Genomic DNA, 17,356 nt, shown 5'->3' with positions numbered 1-17,356 from the left:
CGCTCCGGGCTTTCCGTTCTATCGGGTTTATTTAACAATGGTTCTGCATTTTATAGCGCCGTTCTAAACCTCGCAGGTTTTTAACGGTTTTGTCATTCTGATCGCAGTGAAGAATCTTTAATGTAAAACGCTGTACAAACCTTGCAGGTTTTTAAAACCTACGAAGTCTAAACGTGATAAGTATTGCGTTAGGGATTGTAAGGGTTCAGTACCGATCCTTCATCGGTACCGAAGCGAAGCGCAGCCCTGAAAAGCCAGACCCTTTCCCGTATTTCACGGGATTGAGTAACGCCCAAATCAGTTGACAGTTACCAATTCTCAATACAAACCTCGCAGGTTTTAAAAACCTGCGAGGTTTAAAGTCCACAACACGACAAATTTTCAGCATAAAACATTAAAAATCAGTAATTTAGTCACTAAAAATAAAAACTTACCGACAAAATTTCCGATTGTAAAATCAAAATAACAGTGGCATTTGTTTTGACTTAAAAGGAAATATGAACTTCAACAATTTTACCATAAAAGCCCAGGAAGCAGTTCAACAGGCTTCTGAAATAGCCCAAGGCAATCAGCAACAGGCTATTGAAACGGCACACCTGCTTAAAGGTCTGCTTACTGTTGATGAAAACGTGGTTTCTTATGTTTTAAAGAAACTAAACGTTAACCTTAATTCATTAAATCAAAACTTAGATGCAGAAATTGCCAAATTCCCGAAAGTGAGTGGAAGTAATGTCTATCTGTCATCAAATGCCAATAGCGTTTTGCAGAAAGCGCAAACGTTTTTAAAAGAATTTAAAGACGAATTTGTTTCGGTAGAACATTTATTACTAGGTATACTGGCCGTTAACGATAGCACTTCTAAATTATTAAAAGAGCAGGGCGTTAACGAAAAAGACCTTAAAAAAGCCATTATTGAGCTACGCGGCGATAACCGGGTAACCGATCAAAACGCCGAAGCAACTTACCAGGCTTTGAGCAAATATGCCCGTAACCTGAATGAGTATGCCGAAAGCGGAAAATTGGATCCGGTAATAGGCCGCGATGAGGAAATCCGTCGTGTAATCCAGATTTTATCACGTAGAACTAAAAATAACCCGATATTGATCGGTGAGCCTGGTGTAGGTAAAACGGCCATTGCAGAAGGAATAGCCTTTAGGATTATTAAAGGTGACGTGCCCGAAAACCTGAAAAGTAAAGTAGTTTACTCATTAGATATGGGTTCGCTTATTGCTGGCGCGAAATATAAAGGCGAGTTTGAAGAGCGCTTGAAAGCCGTTGTAAAGGAGGTTAGCCAGAGTGATGGAGAAATTGTACTGTTTATTGATGAGATCCATACTTTGGTTGGTGCTGGTGGTGGCGAAGGTGCCATGGATGCAGCAAACATCTTAAAACCGGCCCTTGCCCGTGGAGAACTGCGTGCCATTGGTGCAACCACTTTGGATGAATACCAAAAATACCTTGAAAAAGATAAAGCCTTAGAGCGCCGTTTCCAAAAGGTGATGGTTGAAGAACCTGATACCCAGGATGCGATTTCGATCCTCCGTGGATTGAAAGAGCGTTACGAAACGCACCATAAGGTAAGGATTAAAGATGAAGCAATTATTGCAGCTGTAGAAATGAGTCAGCGGTACATTGCAGATCGTTTCTTACCAGATAAAGCCATCGATTTGATGGATGAAGCAGCTTCGAAATTACGTATGGAAATGGATAGCGTGCCCGAAAATGTGGATGCGTTAGATCGTGAGATTATGCGTTTGGAGATTGAACGCGAAGCCATTAAACGCGAAAAGGACGACAGAAAAGTTAAAGAACTTTCAGAAGAAATCGCCAATCTTTCAGCAGAACGTGATGAATTTAAAGCGAAATGGCAAGGAGAAAAGGACCTGGTAGATGCGGTTAACAACGAATTAGAGCAGATTGAGCATTATAAATTAGAGGCCGAACAGGCTGAACGTGCCGGAGATTATGGCAAAGTGGCCGAAATCCGTTACGGAAAAATTAAAGAGGCTCAGGATAAAGTTGAAAAACTTAAAGCCGATCTGGAAAATCAGCAAACTGATAGCCGCATGCTTAAAGAGGAAGTTACGGCCGATGATATTGCAGGTGTAGTTGGGCGCTGGACCGGCATTCCGGTTACCAAACTGATTGCCAGTGAGCGCGAAAAACTGCTTAATCTTGAAGATGAATTGCACCAGCGTGTAGCCGGACAAGATGAAGCGATTGAAGCCATTTCTGATGCCATCCGCCGCTCGCGTGCAGGTTTACAGGATAAACGCAAACCGATTGGCTCTTTCATCTTTTTAGGCACAACCGGTGTGGGTAAAACCGAATTGGCAAAGGCATTGGCTGAATTTTTATTCAACGATGAAAATGCCTTAACCCGTATCGATATGAGCGAATACCAGGAACGCCATGCGGTGTCACGACTAATTGGAGCGCCTCCGGGTTACGTAGGTTACGATGAAGGCGGACAATTAACGGAAGCCGTTAGGCGTAAACCATATTCGGTGGTATTGCTTGATGAGATTGAAAAAGCGCATCCGGATGTATTTAACATCCTTTTACAGGTATTAGATGATGGCCGTTTAACTGACAACAAAGGTAGAACGGTGAATTTTAAAAACACCATCATCATCATGACCTCAAACATTGGTGCACATTTAATTCAGGATAATTTTAAAAATTTAAGCGATGAAAACCGCGATGAGGTAATTGCCAAAACTAAAAATGAACTGTTCGAGGTGTTGAAACAGACCATCCGTCCGGAGTTTTTAAACAGGATTGATGAGTTGATTATGTTTACCCCGTTAAACCGCAGCGAAATCAGAAACATTGTAAGCTTGCAGTTTAAACATGTACAGCAAACCCTGGCCGAAATGGGCATAGAAATGGAAGCCAGTGATGAAGCCTTAGATTGGCTGGCACAATTGGGTTACGATCCGCAGTTTGGTGCCCGACCTTTGAAAAGAGTAATCCAAAAAAGAATCTTAAACGAGCTGTCGAAAGAGATATTGGCGGGTAAGATAGATAAAGACAGCAAAATTAAGCTGGATATGTTCGATCATAATTTTGTGTTTCTGAACCAAAAAGCAGATTAAACATAACAATCAAAATCCCATAGATTAAGTTCTATGGGATTTTTTTGTTTAGCTATATTTAATCATTGCGCTCTATTGATTCTTTTCTTATAAAGTTCAATATCCTGGATTTTAGCTTTTTTTAACAAATAACCTGTTGCGACAGCAATTTTAGATGCTTAAAATTGTAAACACAACCTCTTGAAAATGAATCTAAAAACCTATCTGCTCTTTATTTTGGTGTGCTTTGCGACCAAAAGTTTCTCACAAAAATTTCAAAAATCAGCGCTTTTAAAGGACATCAACACCTTACCCATGCCCGACACAGGCACATTTGTTTCGGTGTTTTACACCACCAATGAAGAACCTGATATCATAGCAACTCACCGACTTGCCCCACAGGCTGAAGTTTCAGCTACAATAATCATGACCAGCACCTTAGGTAAAGGACAGATTTTTGCCATTGGCTCATCAGACTATTTTGAACGTAAATTACTCGCTGATCAAAATGTCCAAAAACTATTAAAAAACGTACTCGAAAATGCAACTACTCACCCTAAAAAACTTAAAGTAGCCGTAACCAAAACTGCTGATGCTGCTTTAATCAGTCTGTTAAAAGCCTATAAAGCTAAAGTTTATGTAGCCGAAAGCAGTAAACTACAGTCTAATACCGATATTTACTTTTTAACCAATGATGTAACAGATACAACAGAGCTTCACGCCATTGAAAAATTCGTATCCAATGGCGGCAATCTGGTTTACGGCTCTCCTTATTCTTACATTTTTAAGCACAGAGATCCAAATAAATCCTATTTAAACGATCTCGTAAAAATAAATACCGTCTTAAACAAGGCCGGTATATTTAATGCCTATACCTTATTACTGCCAGAAAACACCAATGATCTTCTGACACTAACAAGCGAACCCTTTTATCTTCAGTTGAAAAATATTATGAGGGAGCTGGTAAAACCTTTCCCAAAAGCAACTACACCAACTGAGTATGCCTATGCTATAGAGCCTACGCTCGAACTTGCTTTTTTAAATAATGCAGATACCAGTAAGATCATAAAAAAAATAAAATCAATACTTTCTATTAGCGATACGCTTGCTATACCAACTTTAAAAAAGCCACTCGATATTTCAACACCTGCAAAAAAAGCAGGCTATAAATTTTCAAAATATCTTTTTGATAAATCCCATAATGTAGAGAAGTCAACAGATTTTGTTTACCCAGAAAGTAAATCATTTCCCGGCGAAGTACTAAAAACTGCAAAGCGAACTACCGAGTTTATCGATATAGCTGTTAAAGTAGGTTCGCAGGGACTAGCTGATCCTTACCCTAATTATTTTAGGTTACATAGTACTGGAGTTTATGTGCCAGCAGGCGAAAAAGTTAGTATTATAGTCGATCCTAAGTATAAGAATCAGCATTTAAAGGCACAAATTGGTATCCATAATGATGATTTACAGCAGATGGATAATTTAGTGAGGGCAGGTTTTGATTTAACAAAATCCTTTGAACTGGATAAAGATAGTACATCTGTTTTTTCGCCTTACGGAGGATTGTTATACATTAGAATTCCGGATAGCTCTACACTTAAATCGATAAATATCGTGGCCAATGGTGTGGTAAGAGCCCCTTATTATAAGTTAGAAAAAAATAACTTGACCGAATGGGCAAGCATAAAAAACAATCCTGCACCATGGACCGAACTGGCTACTGATAAGATTATACTCACCGTGCCAACCTATCGCATTAAAAACTTAGAAAATCCTGAGTCATTATTAAAATTATGGGATCAGGTAATGGATGCAGATGCCGATTTGGCGATTATTAACCACACCAGAACGCATCCCGAAAGAATAATCATTGATAATCAGGTTGCTTATGGCTATATGTTTACAGTTTGGGATAAAATTGTGGCACCAGATGATCAAAGCTGTGAATGGATGCTGGATGAAAAAATCCTCAAAGAAAAAGGAAGCTGGGGCCATTTTCATGAGTTAGGCCATCGTCATCAATTTTGGTATCTTGATATGGATGAAGTTAGTGAAGTAACTACTAATCTCTATACCATGTATGTATACGATAAAGTGTTGAGAAAGGGCCTTTATAACCACGATGCAATTCAAAGTAAAGCAGAAGTAAATAAAAAAATCCAAAATTATCTCCAAAACCAACCTACTTTTAAAAAATGGGGAGAGGATCCGTTTATTGCCTTAAGCATGTACATCCAGATTATCGATAATTTTGGTTGGGAACCCATCATAAAAGCGAACAGAATATACCGGGAAATGGATCCAAGAAAATATTACGAAAACCGGTTGAGCAACGAACAACGGATAGATCTTTGGTTTACATCGATATGTAGGGCTACTGACTCAAATCTATCGTCGTTTTTTGAAATATGGAAAATACCAGTAAGTGAAAAGGCAAAAACAGAGGCTAAAAAGTATAAAACTTGGATTCCTCAAGAATTTGTTACTTACCTACCGCACTAGGCAACAATTAGTCATATATTAAATCCCATAGATTAAGTTCTATGGGATTTTTTTGTTTAAAAGACAGGTTACTTTAAAAACCAAAAACCGTCATCTCGATCCGATAGCTATCGGATGGAAGGCAGTGGAAGGGAGAGATCTGCCTAGACAGATTTCTCGACTACGTTGCACCCGATAGCTATCGGGTCCGCTCGAAATGACGACCGCGCGGTGAGCCCAATTCCAAAATGCCTCATTTAATCAACTAACATACTAGTTCATTTTCTTGCATTTTGTTTCAATAATGATTATTATTGATTACACACAAAAACACAAATAAAATGAAACCTAAATTAATCATTATTGCGCTCCTGTGCGCCGTTAGTTGGCATAGCTATGCCCAAACTGAAAAAGGAAATGGCTTTGCCGGAATAAGCCTTAGTTTTGGAACTTCCAAACAAAATCATTCATCGCCAAGCTTAAATACCTTTACCGCAACGCCTAGGGGTGGTTACTTTTTAGCCAATAATTTTGCCATAGGCCTGGAAATTCCCTTAAATCTTTCAAAACTCAGGGGCGAGAGTTACACCAGGTGGGATGAAGAAGAAGGAAGATATAAGGATGTTAATGGAATAAAGGAATTTAGTTTTGGCATCTCTCCTTTTGTGCGCAAATACGTTGATGTTAAAAATCGTTTTAAGTTTTTTGTACAGGCAAATCTATTGCTCCAAATCAATACTTTTAACAGGGTTGACGATGAGGGTTATCTCATCCGAACTGATGCACGCGCCAAAGGCTTTGGGGCAAGTTTAAGTCCTGGCTTTGCCTACATGCTTTCTAACGACTCCAGTATCGAATTTTCATTTCCTATCTTAAGTTTCTTTCACCAAAATTATTATGCTGAAGAATCGTTGTACAATTTCGATAAGAAAAATAACTTAAGACTGGCACTCGATAACTTTACCCCTACTTTCACGATCAATATTCACTTCTAATCTTACATCTCATGAAAAATATATTCACCAAAATTTTAAGCCTAACAAGTATAACCTTATTCTTTCTTTTAAGTATATCCAAGCAGGCAATCGCTCAACGTTTTCGTGGCAAAATAGAATACTACAGCAGTGTATTCCCCTCTGAGGATGGGAAGATCAAATCTATTGATGGTACTAAAATTGAATATTATAATTCGGTTTTTAAATCGGAAGATGGAAAGGTAAAATCAATTGGCGATAAAAGAGTGGAATATTATAACAGTGTATTCCCTTCTGAGAATGGAAAAATCAAATCTATCGGTGATACTAAAATTGAATATTATAATTCGGTTTTTAAATCGGAAGATGGAAAAATTAAATCGATTGGTAATATTAAATTTGAGTACAATAACAGTAACTCTCAAAAAAGTGATGGAAAAGTAAAATCAATCACTAATGAAAACGATGACCGCGAATCGGAAGATGCACTAGACACCTATTACTTTATTGAAAGACTAAATTGTCAGTAATTTAGAATATAATAAACAATAAAAATCCAGGCTAAAATTTAGTCTGGATTTTTTTTCAACTGATAATCAAACCATTAACAGAAAAACAACTAACAACATAGTTTTATTTCATTTTTTATTTTATTATTGGAAACACAAAAACACAAATGAAAATGAAAAAACAATTATTAACGTTAGTAACGGTATGCGCTATCGCCATGGGAGCCAATGCCCAAACAGAAAAAGGAGACAACTTAATTGGAGGTAGTGTAGGATTTAACTATAATAACCAGAAACCATTAAATTCAGGGAACACTTTAGTAACCGGCAACTCCAGGTCTTTTAATATTGCGCCCCGTTTCGGGCACTTTTTTGGAAAAAATTTAGCTGTAGGATTACAGGTAGGTTATGCTAAAAATAAAACCAATTCAACATCAACTTTAATTCAGGGAAATGGCTCATTACAATTCTCTAATTCAACAACAAATAGTAACTCTTTTAATGCTATACCTTATGTAAGATACTATGTTGATGTTGCAGACAAATTTAAGTTCTTTGGTGAAGGGGCCGTTGGAGTAGCTTTTGGAAAAACCAAATACAATTATGCATACTCAAGCTATAACATTAATCAAACAACAAGTTATAAAACCACTCAATATTTGGCATCTGTAAATCCTGGTTTTGCATTTTTCCCAACAAAAAAGTGGGCTATTGAATTCTCCTTTCCATTAATTTCGTATAATAAATTCAAGCAGAAAGACGATGGCACTAATGTAAATTCTGAAGCATCAAGCAGCGAATCATTTACCTTTGCATTTAGTTCCTTCTCACCAAGTATCGGATTTAATTTCCATTTCTAAACCTAAGAGTCTATCGTAGACATTTCAATAAACGAGTCGTCATTCCCGCGCAGGCGGGAATCTTAAGGCTAATTGCATTAAGATTCCCAACCCGATAGCTATCGGGTTGGGAATGACGATTTTTCGCGGCGCTTCAATTCGCTAAAATCCCCGGTAATACATATTGATTTCTATTTCTTCTTCGTTTCTATATTAGGCAAAAAACCTGTTAGCAAGCCAATCAACGGCAGAAACGCACAAACATTAAACACATATTCGATACTGGTAGAATCTGCTAATTTTCCCAATAAGGCCGATCCAATACCCCCCATACCAAAAGCAAAGCCAAAAAACAGCCCGGCAACCAAACCTACCTTACCGGGAATGAGCTCTTGTGCATAAACCAAAATGGCCGAAAATGCCGATGCTAAAATCATTCCGATGGGAACGATTAATACACCGATCCAGAAAAGACTGGCATGCGGCAACAATAATGCAAATGGCGCCGTGCCCAATATGGATGCCCATATTACATATTTACGACCAATTTTATCACCAATTGGGCCGCCCAATAAAGTACCTGCAGCTACCGAAAATAAAAACACAAATAAATAAATCTGCGAAGTCTGCACCGAAACATGAAATTTATCGATCAGGTAAAAAGTAAAATAATTAGTCAAACTCGCCATGTAAAAGTATTTGGAAAAGATTAACAACAATAAAATACATACCGAGAAGATGACCTTATTTCTCGAAAATTGATTTACAACCGTTTGTATATTAATCTTTTTACTTCTGGAAAGCATAAAGCCTTTATACCAGTTACCAACATAGGTTAAAATAATAATGGCTAAAAGGGCAATCACCGAAAACCAGACTACGCTGAACTGGCCATAAGGTACAATGATCCATGCCGCTAATAAGGGCCCTAAAGAACTACCGGCATTGCCTCCCAACTGAAAAACTGATTGTGCCAATCCCCTCTTCCCTCCTGATGCGGCATGTGCCATCCTCGAAGCTTCGGGATGAAATATGGAAGAACCTATCCCAATAAAAGCAACAGAAAGCAACATGGTATAAAAATGGGCCGATTGTGAAAGCGAAATGAGCCCAATCAGGGTAAAGCCCATCCCTACTGCTAACGAATATGGCTGGGGCTTTTTATCGGTATATAAACCTACAAATGGTTGTAGCAACGATGCGGCCAATTGAAAAGTCAAAGTAATTAAACCAATTTGTGAAAAACTTAAATGATAACTGGTTTTGATAATGGGATAAATAGCGGGGATTAATGATTGTATGGTATCGTTTAGTAGATGAGAAAAACTTAGGGCAAAAAGTATCGGGAAAACGGTTTTTTCAATAATTGAGGTAGTAGATGTATTTTCAGTCATAACGTATAGCTTATAGGATCAAAAATAAGGATTATAAATTTTTAAACTACACATATTGTCCTTGCAAAAACCAAACATTTTGATAATGTTTCGGTTTTATAGCTATGGAAAAGAACAGAAAAATTGTTGGTTTATGCGGAAGCTTACGTAAAGGCTCTTATAATGCAATGTTACTTAAAGTGGCAGGTGGATTGATCCCAGAAGGTATCGAATTTGAAATTGTAGACTATGATGACATCCCCGTTTATAATGCCGACCACGATTTACCTGAAACCGAAGAACGCCCTGCAAGCGTAACCAGATTTAGGGAAGCTTTAGCTGCAGCAGATGCTTTTATCATTGCTTCTCCCGAGTATAATTATTCTATTCCAGGCGGATTGAAAAACGCCATCGACTGGGCCAGCAGAGGCAAAGATTCGCCATTGATGCATAAACCAGTTGCCGTAATGGGTGCTACACAGGGCATGTGGGGAACAGTTAGGATGCAAACAGCATTTTTACCCGTTTTTACCTTTTTAAATATGAATCCTGTTCTACAGCCGGAAGTATTGATTGCACAGGCACAAAATAAATTTGATGCAGAAGGAAATTTAACTGATGAAAAAACAATCTCCATTATCCAAAAGAAAATAGACAACCTCATTTCGGCCTGTAAGGTTTAATCATAGGCACTAAGGTTTCTCCAAAACCTGTCATTTCTGCCACTTTAAAATCTGACATTTATACAAAAAAAGTCAGATTGTCAATTTGTCATGCCTAAAAAATTAATCAATCGATTGATTTTAAGTCACACGAAAATAATATTGAGTTAACATTAAATTTACATCGATTTGTGAGTGAAGCAGTTAACCAAAAACTGATTTTTTGATGACGTAAACAAAGTTTTTTGGCACAAGTGTTGACTTTTAGGCGAATATAGTCAGACATTAAAATAGTAAAAATTGACTATATTTTAATAACAAATAAATAATAAAAAAGATGAAAAAACTATTATTATCTTTAGTAGCAGTAGCAGGTTTAGTTTATGGTGCAAAAGCACAAACTGAAAAAGGAAATTTTATGTTGGGTGGTAATGTAGGTGTAAACTCTACAAAAGTTGATGGCGCTCCAAAAGCAGATTTCAACTTTAGTGTATTACCAAGTGTTGGATATTTTATCAGCAACAATTTTGCAATCGGTACAGGTGTTGGATATGAATACGATAAAAAAGTAAGCAACAGAACAGAGAACGGTGCTTTTAAAGTTGCTCCTTTCGGACGTTACTATGTTGGTTTATCAGATCAATTTAAATTCTTCGGACAATTATCAGTGCCTATGGCTTTCGGTCAGTTAAAAGCAACTGATGTTAATGGCGATAACGCAGTTAAATTGGGTACTACTACCAAAATCGGTGTAGAAGTTGCTCCAGGTTTTGCTTTCTTCCCAACCAAAAAAATCGGTATCGAACTTTCAGTTAAAGGTTTAAGCTACGACAACTATACTGTTAAAGCTGAAGGAACTGGCGCTAAAGTTAAAACCAATACTTTTGGCTTAAACGCTGATACTTTTGCACCAAGATTAGGTGTTCAGTTCTACTTTTAATTAAACCTTCCTTCGGGAAATGTTTAATAAATGACTTTTTTTCAAGAAGCGTCCCGATTTAACATCGGGACGCTTTTTGTTTTATTTCTTTTCCCTGATGGCTTTAAACTCAGATCCGTCTTTCCATTTAGGATACGAATCTTCATTACTGATGTGGTAACCCAAATCAAAAAGCATACGTACATCTTCTACAATGCCTGATAAATCCCAGGTTTTGGCATCAAAATTATCCTGTGGCGAATGGTAACGGAATTTGGTAAAATCGGCCACCTGCTTTAAGCCCCATTCCCTGCCGTTTTTAATGTTATCTACACCCGAACCTGTAAATAATGAGGGTACACCAACTTTTGCCAGGTTAAAATGATCAGAACGGTAGTATAAGCCTGATGAAGGCACCGGATCTGGCACGATCACCCTACCCTGTTTTTTGGCGGATTCAGCAGCGTAATCTTCCAGTTCTGATTGACCAAAGCCATACACTACAATATCTTTTGTTTTACCGGCAATACCCATCATATCCATATTGATGTTGGCTACAGTTTTTGCCAGCGGAAAAGTGGGATGTTTGGCATAAAACTCCGACCCCAGTAAACCTTGTTCTTCTGCCGTGTAAGACACAAACAAGATTGTACGTCCGGGAGCTTTGGGCATTTTTTTAAATGCTGAGGCAATTTCGAACAATGCCGCCACACCCGTGGCATTATCAACCGCCCCATTATAAATAGAATCGCCCTGTACTTTCTCCCCTACACCTAAATGGTCCCAGTGCGCCGAATAAATAATTGCTTCATCTTTACGTTTATCGCCCGGTATTTTAGCCACTACATTATAGGTCACTGATTTTTTGATGGCATTTTTCACCTTTAAAGAAGTGGTAATATTTAAATCGACCGCTTTAAATCCCTTTTTATGGGCACTAAGCGCCAGTTGATCAAAAGATTTGCCATCCATTGCAAATAACTGTTTTGCTTTATCTAATGTAATCCAGCCCTCCACTACTGCCCTGTTCATCCCATTATCTTCACTTTGCAAAGTAAGTTTAGATTTCGACCAGCCACTGCGCACCACTGTCCACGGGTAAGTTGCAGGTTCAGTATCATGCACGATGATAATCCCCGTAGCACCCTGACGGGCAGCTTCTTCAAACTTATAAGTCCAACGACCATAATAAGTCATGTTTTTACCTTTAAACAAAGTAGAGTCGGCAAAGCCTGGATCATTAATTAACACAACAACGGTCTTTCCCTTTACATTAAGATTGGCATAGTCATTCCAGCCATATTCTGGCGCTACAATACCATAACCGGCAAAAACCAATGGCGAATTGCTGATGCTGACTTCATTTTGTACCCTTCTGGTGCCAGCAACAAAATCGGTTAAATAGTTTAGGGTTAGAGCGGCATTTTTTCCTTTCAATACCATTTTATCTTCCGGCACAGATTTAATTTCGACCATGGGCACCTCCTGGAAAAAGCTATTGCCGTTCCCCGGTTCTAAACCCAGTTTTTCGAACTGAGCTTTTAAATAATTAATGGTTTTGGTTTCACCATTGGTAAAAGGTTTTCTGCCCTGTAAACTATCAGCAGCAATAACAGATAGGTATTGAGTCAAACTCGAATCGTTAATGGCTTTTATGGCTAAAGAATCAGTATCTACACCGGTACTTTTAGTACCTTGTTTACAGGAACCAAAGAAAAGGAGTGCACAGCCTGAAAATATTAGGAGTTTTTTCATTTATAAAGAATTAATTTTTAATAAAATGATCGTATTTGCTGAAAAATACAAAGAAATTAGGAATTAAGCGTTTATCATCTTAAATCTGCGAAAGAAAACATACACAACATATTTCCCGCTGATCACACAGATTCACGCGGAATATATTTACACAACACAAAAAAATCCGCGCTTATCATCTTAAATCTGCGGGAAAAAACATACGCAATATATTTCCCGCTGATCACACAGATTCACGCAGAATATATTTACACAACACAAAAAAAATCTGCGTTTATCATCTTAAATCTGCGAAAGAAAACATACGCAACATATTCTCCGCAGATCACACAGATTCACGCAGAATATATTTACACAACACAAAAAAATCAGCGTTTATCATCTTAAATCTGCGAAAGAAAACATACGCAATATATTCTCCGCAGATCACACAGATTCACGCAGAGTATATTTAAACAACACAAAAAAAATCTGCGTTTATCATCTTAAATCTGCGAAAGAAAACATACGCAACATATTTCCCGCTGATCACACAGATTCACGCAGAATATATTTACACAACACAAAAAAAATCTGCGTTTATCATCTTAAATCTGCGAAAGAAAACATACGCAATATATTTCCTGCTGACCCACACAGATTCATGCAGAATATATTTAGACAACACAAAAAAAATCTGCGTTTATCATCTTAAATCTGCGGGAAAAACATACATAACATATTCTCTGCAGATTACACAGATTCACGCAGAATAATATTACCAGTTATTTCTTAATCAGCTTAAATTTCTTCAATTGTTGCCCGTTTTTATTGATTACACCAACATAAACACCTGTAGATAGTGCATTAAGGGCAAACTTATTCGAACTTGTTGCTTTTTCTTCGAAAACCTTTTGTCCTAAAATATTAAAGATAGATAGGCTGTAATCTTCAAAAGATCCACTTAAAATGGTTAAATAATCGGATACGGGATTGGGAAAGAAAGAAAATTGATCTGCTTTAAGAAATACGACCGAAACAAGATCGCTCTGCACCTGCCCGCCGGCCGTTTCGAAAGTTACCCGGTAAAATTGTATACCTTCTTTAGGTTTATCATCAAAAATTGCATAATCAAGCTGATTCTGAACAGGTTTAGTTTGCTGTAAAATGCTGAATGTATTCACACCTGTCTGTTTTTCCCAGATGATATTCTTTAAATCCAAAGTACTTCCAATGCTCAGGTCAACCCTTATCCGGTTATCATCTGCTACTGAAGCAAATAAACTCTTTACGTAACAGGCAATTCCCTGCTGGGTATAATCTATGGTATAACTTTTTAAACCTGTAAAACCAACCCCATTGGCTGCTACTGCAAAGTATTTACTTGCAATCTTACTGATGTCAATTTTCGTAATGGTATCGGTAAGGGTTAACACAGGAGCAAGTACATTATCTACAATATGATATAGTGTATAATCTTTAGCGCCAGGTTGCGGATTCCAGTTTAGTACAATACCATCTTTGCATACATAACCAACTTTTAAAATCCGCGGGCTCGAAATCACAAAAGATTGACTCTGTATAGTATTGCCTTCAACTTCCATCCTGAGGATCGTTTTCGAAAATTGGTCCGGTGCAGTCCAGTTATAAAAACCTTTGCTAAGATCAACATTCTGGGCAATTGATTTCCATGTTGACCCATCATCGTAACTCACCGATAAATTTCCGGTTTTAGCAGAATAGGTATTCTCCCAACGGATATAATTGCCTTCATTGGCAAAAAAGTATCCGTTTTGATCAGGGCTGATAAACGAAAAGGTATTCTTAAGCTTATAATGATAAGCCAGTGCAAAGGCCTGATTGTCTCCTTGTGTGATCCGGCTGCCTCTAATATGGATATTGTAAGTACCCGCATCAGGATTATATAAACTAACCTGTTGTACCGTATTAATCTGGTCTGCTTGACGCACTGCTGGCTTTGCAAGCGAATCTAAATGAGGATACGTGCTTAAAACCCATGGAAGGGTTATACTTCCAGAAGGATTTTCGAGACTTAAATCCAAACCATTAATCAAGCTTTGTGCAGCATTTACCGTTGCCGGCGGATCATTCCAGGTGATGGTGAGTTTTACTTCAGCCACATTGGGCGGAATAGCCAAAGGCACAACGAGATCCTGATTTTTAGCTACATTGTATAAAGAAACCCGGTTTTCGTCTAAAGTTTTTAGTGCTTGAGTTACATTTAACTTGCCATAGCCATATACAAAATCAACCTGTGGCGTTCCTAAATCATCTGCGGAGTTAATTAAAGTTGCACGAATCAGAGCCGCTGAAGCTGCCTTTTTATATTTCAGCTGATAAAACTGTTCCAATAAAGCGATCGAGCCACTGGTAATGGCAGCAGAACCCGATGTTCCATCTTCTCCCAGGGCCACAAGCTCAGGTTTTACACGTCCATCATAAGCCGGCCCTTTGCTGCTCAGGTTTTCAGAAATATTTTCCCTGTTAATCCCTCCTATTACTAATAAATTTTTAGCCTGCTTAAAATTACCCGTTAAATTAGCCCTGGCGGTTATTCCTTGATATAAACCAACTGATGGTGTTGAAGTTCCTTTATTCCCGGCAGAAAAAACATGGATCAGGGTATCGGTTTCGAAAATCTGTTTATCATAAGCAGCTGCTTCCATACCATAATCGTTATCTATATCAGTACCATAGGAATGGTTCTGAACCTTAATCTGAAGTTTGTTCAAATCGCCAGCCGGATCAGGCATCAGGTTCGAAAAATCAGAATAAGCAAGTTTCGCCTTAGGCGCAGCGCCCAAACCGCGGATAAAAGAATTGCCGCTTCCTATTGCCAAAGTAGCCATAATGGTGGCGTGGGTGGTGGGTGTTGTACCCGTAAGCGCACCTGGCAGCGTTTTCCCTAATAAATCGAGATCAGTGGCATCGTACATCTGCTCTTTAAGTGAAAGATTAACGCCTGTGCCATCAATACCTGGAAAAAGGCTGTGCGCATTCGAAATCTGGTTTAAACCGAGATCGAGTCCGTTAATAACCACCTCTTCTTTGGCCACAGGCAAAACATCGGCATATAAGATGTCGTCTTTTTCCAATAGCAACATTAAATCAACTGGTAAAATATAAACGGTATAAATATTATTGACTTTATCTACTGATTTTATGCTTAAGGATTGAGCGATATTGGATAAGGTACTGACATCTTTAACAGCTAACCTAATCAGAATAGAATCGTTCTTTTTGCCGGCTTTATCCATCACTTTCATTAGCCGTTCACTCAGCTTCCAGAGCCCGTTGGCTTCCTTCTGATAAACCACGCTTTTAGAGAGGCTCGAAATGGCAGATTTTTGCACAATAAAATAATCTCCAGATAGCCTTTTTTTAGGGTTTAATGACTTGATTTCTGCAGGACTTAACGCATGGTTAAATCTTACCAAAACCGGTTGATCACCACTTAATTTTAAAGAAGTTGAAGTTTTAGAAATATATTTTTCAATTTTTTTTTCTATTCCTGCAGGTTGTATCTGTGCGTTTAAACGAAATACAGACAGACAAAAACATATAACTAAAAATACAGTGCTGACTTTCAAATATTATTTTATTATAAAATTTTGATTACATCGATTATCTTCCCTAAATTAGGATTAATTAGGTAATCCACAAACATTATTAACTAACTTATTCAATTTAAAAAAATCAAACCTAAATCAAGATGAAAACATCCAAATTTTTATCAATTGCAGCCGCATGTCTTTTATTCACTACTTTATACTCTTGTAAGAGTAATAATACAGAGAATGCAGTAGAAAATAAAACTGATATTTCAGCAGACAAATTATCACAGATCAAATCATTAGGCTTTAGTACAGACAATGTCCGTAAGATAGACGAAGGATATCTGGTAGAAGGCGACATCCTTTTAACAGATGATAATTTAACTGAACCTGCTGCAGGCGCAAATTTAAATATTGCCGAAACTGAGCAGTACCGTACAACAAACGTTGTAAAATCTTTACCTCGTGTAGTTACCGTTTCAGTTACAAATTTACCACAGGTATACAGCGATGCGGTAAACACCATGATTTCGAGATATAACTCTTTAGGCTTACGCCTTACTTTCCAAAGGGCAAGTGCAGGTGCTAAAGGTAACATCGATATTGTTGGCTTTAACGAAGGTCCGAGCGGTGGCTTTATTACTTTAGGTTCGTCAGGCTTCCCTACTTCATCAGGTGCGCCGTACAGCCAGGTAAAAATGAACACCAATGCTGCAGCTTATGGTACTAACCCTAATTTATTGTACTTAGCTTCCGTTCTTCAGCACGAAGTTGGCCATTGCATCGGTTTCCGTCATACAGATTACATGAACCGTGCTTTTAGCTGTGGTTCAAGCGGTGCAGGAAACGAGGGTGCATCTAATGTGGGTGCAGTAAGAATCCCGGGAACCCCTTCCGCTCCAGATGCTGCTTCATTTATGTTAGCTTGTTCTAATGGTGGCAACCGCACCTTTAATGCAAACGACGTAATTGCAATCAACTACCTATACAAATAAGATCAGATCAAAACACCCAAGGATTACCTAAAAACCTAAGAAAAAGCCTCTCTGACGCAAAAGTCGGGAGGCTTTTTTTATGCTATTGTAATAGGTTGGCCACTGATGCACACAGGTATTTAATTTGCTAACGCGTTACGTCATTTCCAACCCGATAGCTATCGGGTCGATTGGAAACCTTAATGCATAAGCCTTAAACTAAAGTAAATCTATATTGT

The 17,356-nt window shown here is 38.0% G+C and carries 11 protein-coding genes; 8 read left to right on the top strand and 3 right to left on the bottom strand.

What is annotated here, in order from left to right:
- Positions 1–497 precede the first annotated feature (497 nt).
- From clpB to U859_RS0113755, 5 genes are all read left to right on the top strand, one after another.
- Positions 498–3,098 (top strand): ATP-dependent chaperone ClpB, encoded by a 2,601-nt coding sequence (clpB, locus tag U859_RS0113775; protein WP_025143943.1) that lies wholly within the window; start codon positions 498–500, stop codon positions 3,096–3,098.
- A gap of 186 nt (positions 3,099–3,284) precedes the next feature.
- Positions 3,285–5,579, top strand: a complete 2,295-nt coding sequence (locus tag U859_RS0113770; protein ID WP_025143942.1) for a M60 family metallopeptidase — start codon at positions 3,285–3,287, stop codon at positions 5,577–5,579.
- A 320-nt stretch (positions 5,580–5,899) separates the two neighbouring features.
- Positions 5,900–6,553 (top strand): outer membrane beta-barrel protein, encoded by a 654-nt coding sequence (locus U859_RS0113765; RefSeq protein WP_025143941.1) that lies wholly within the window; start codon positions 5,900–5,902, stop codon positions 6,551–6,553.
- Positions 6,554–6,564: 11 nt separating this feature from the next.
- The gene (locus tag U859_RS0113760; protein WP_025143940.1) at positions 6,565–7,062 is read left to right on the top strand and encodes a hypothetical protein; all 498 of its coding nucleotides are present in this window, start codon (positions 6,565–6,567) and stop codon (positions 7,060–7,062) included.
- A 152-nt stretch (positions 7,063–7,214) separates the two neighbouring features.
- A complete protein-coding gene (locus U859_RS0113755) occupies positions 7,215–7,901 on the top strand; it encodes an outer membrane beta-barrel protein (RefSeq protein ID WP_162799933.1) in 687 nt (228 codons plus the stop codon).
- A 170-nt stretch (positions 7,902–8,071) separates the two neighbouring features.
- Here U859_RS0113755 and U859_RS0113750 read toward each other — a convergent pair whose 3' ends face one another.
- Entirely contained in the window at positions 8,072–9,274 is a 1,203-nt protein-coding gene (locus U859_RS0113750) for an MFS transporter (RefSeq protein ID WP_025143938.1), read from the bottom strand.
- 104 nt (positions 9,275–9,378) lie between these two features.
- Here U859_RS0113750 and U859_RS0113745 point away from each other — a divergent pair, with 104 nt between their 5' ends.
- Together U859_RS0113745 and U859_RS0113740 are read left to right on the top strand one after the other, a co-directional pair.
- Positions 9,379–9,936, top strand: a complete 558-nt coding sequence (locus U859_RS0113745) for an NADPH-dependent FMN reductase (RefSeq protein WP_025143937.1) — start codon at positions 9,379–9,381, stop codon at positions 9,934–9,936.
- Between the two features lie 316 nt (positions 9,937–10,252).
- Positions 10,253–10,855 (top strand): outer membrane beta-barrel protein, encoded by a 603-nt coding sequence (locus U859_RS0113740; protein ID WP_025143936.1) that lies wholly within the window; start codon positions 10,253–10,255, stop codon positions 10,853–10,855.
- Positions 10,856–10,936: 81 nt separating this feature from the next.
- Here U859_RS0113740 and U859_RS0113735 read toward each other — a convergent pair whose 3' ends face one another.
- Both U859_RS0113735 and U859_RS0113730 read right to left on the bottom strand, forming a co-directional pair.
- Complete coding sequence (locus U859_RS0113735) at positions 10,937–12,589, bottom strand: M28 family metallopeptidase (protein WP_025143935.1); 1,653 nt, start codon at positions 12,587–12,589, stop codon at positions 10,937–10,939.
- A gap of 764 nt (positions 12,590–13,353) precedes the next feature.
- Positions 13,354–16,026, bottom strand: a complete 2,673-nt coding sequence (locus tag U859_RS0113730) for a S8 family serine peptidase (RefSeq protein ID WP_162799932.1) — start codon at positions 16,024–16,026, stop codon at positions 13,354–13,356.
- A gap of 275 nt (positions 16,027–16,301) precedes the next feature.
- Here U859_RS0113730 and U859_RS0113725 point away from each other — a divergent pair, with 275 nt between their 5' ends.
- Positions 16,302–17,138 carry a M57 family metalloprotease gene (locus tag U859_RS0113725; RefSeq protein WP_025143933.1) on the top strand — a complete coding sequence of 279 codons (837 nt, stop codon included), beginning with the start codon at positions 16,302–16,304 and terminating at the stop codon, positions 17,136–17,138.
- Positions 17,139–17,356: the final 218 nt, after the last annotated feature.

Source organism: Pedobacter jeongneungensis (genome assembly GCF_000633455.1).
Classification (GTDB): domain Bacteria; phylum Bacteroidota; class Bacteroidia; order Sphingobacteriales; family Sphingobacteriaceae; genus Pedobacter; species Pedobacter jeongneungensis_A.
The sequence above is the reverse complement of the archived record's forward strand: the minus strand, read 5'-3'. Positions and strand labels throughout refer to the sequence as shown.

Bases quoted from the DNA above. Each gene is read 5' to 3' on its own strand.
- U859_RS0113735 (WP_025143935.1), bottom strand. From the start codon at position 12,589: ATGAAAAAACTCCTAATATTTTCAGGCTGTGCACTCCTTTTCTTTGGT.
- U859_RS0113755 (WP_162799933.1), top strand. From the start codon at position 7,215: ATGAAAAAACAATTATTAACGTTAGTAACGGTATGCGCTATCGCCATG.
- U859_RS0113765 (WP_025143941.1), top strand. From the start codon at position 5,900: ATGAAACCTAAATTAATCATTATTGCGCTCCTGTGCGCCGTTAGTTGG.
- U859_RS0113740 (WP_025143936.1), top strand. From the start codon at position 10,253: ATGAAAAAACTATTATTATCTTTAGTAGCAGTAGCAGGTTTAGTTTAT.
- U859_RS0113725 (WP_025143933.1), top strand. From the start codon at position 16,302: ATGAAAACATCCAAATTTTTATCAATTGCAGCCGCATGTCTTTTATTC.
- U859_RS0113760 (WP_025143940.1), top strand. From the start codon at position 6,565: ATGAAAAATATATTCACCAAAATTTTAAGCCTAACAAGTATAACCTTA.
- U859_RS0113750 (WP_025143938.1), bottom strand. From the start codon at position 9,274: ATGACTGAAAATACATCTACTACCTCAATTATTGAAAAAACCGTTTTC.
- U859_RS0113770 (WP_025143942.1), top strand. From the start codon at position 3,285: ATGAATCTAAAAACCTATCTGCTCTTTATTTTGGTGTGCTTTGCGACC.
- clpB (WP_025143943.1), top strand. From the start codon at position 498: ATGAACTTCAACAATTTTACCATAAAAGCCCAGGAAGCAGTTCAACAG.
- U859_RS0113745 (WP_025143937.1), top strand. From the start codon at position 9,379: ATGGAAAAGAACAGAAAAATTGTTGGTTTATGCGGAAGCTTACGTAAA.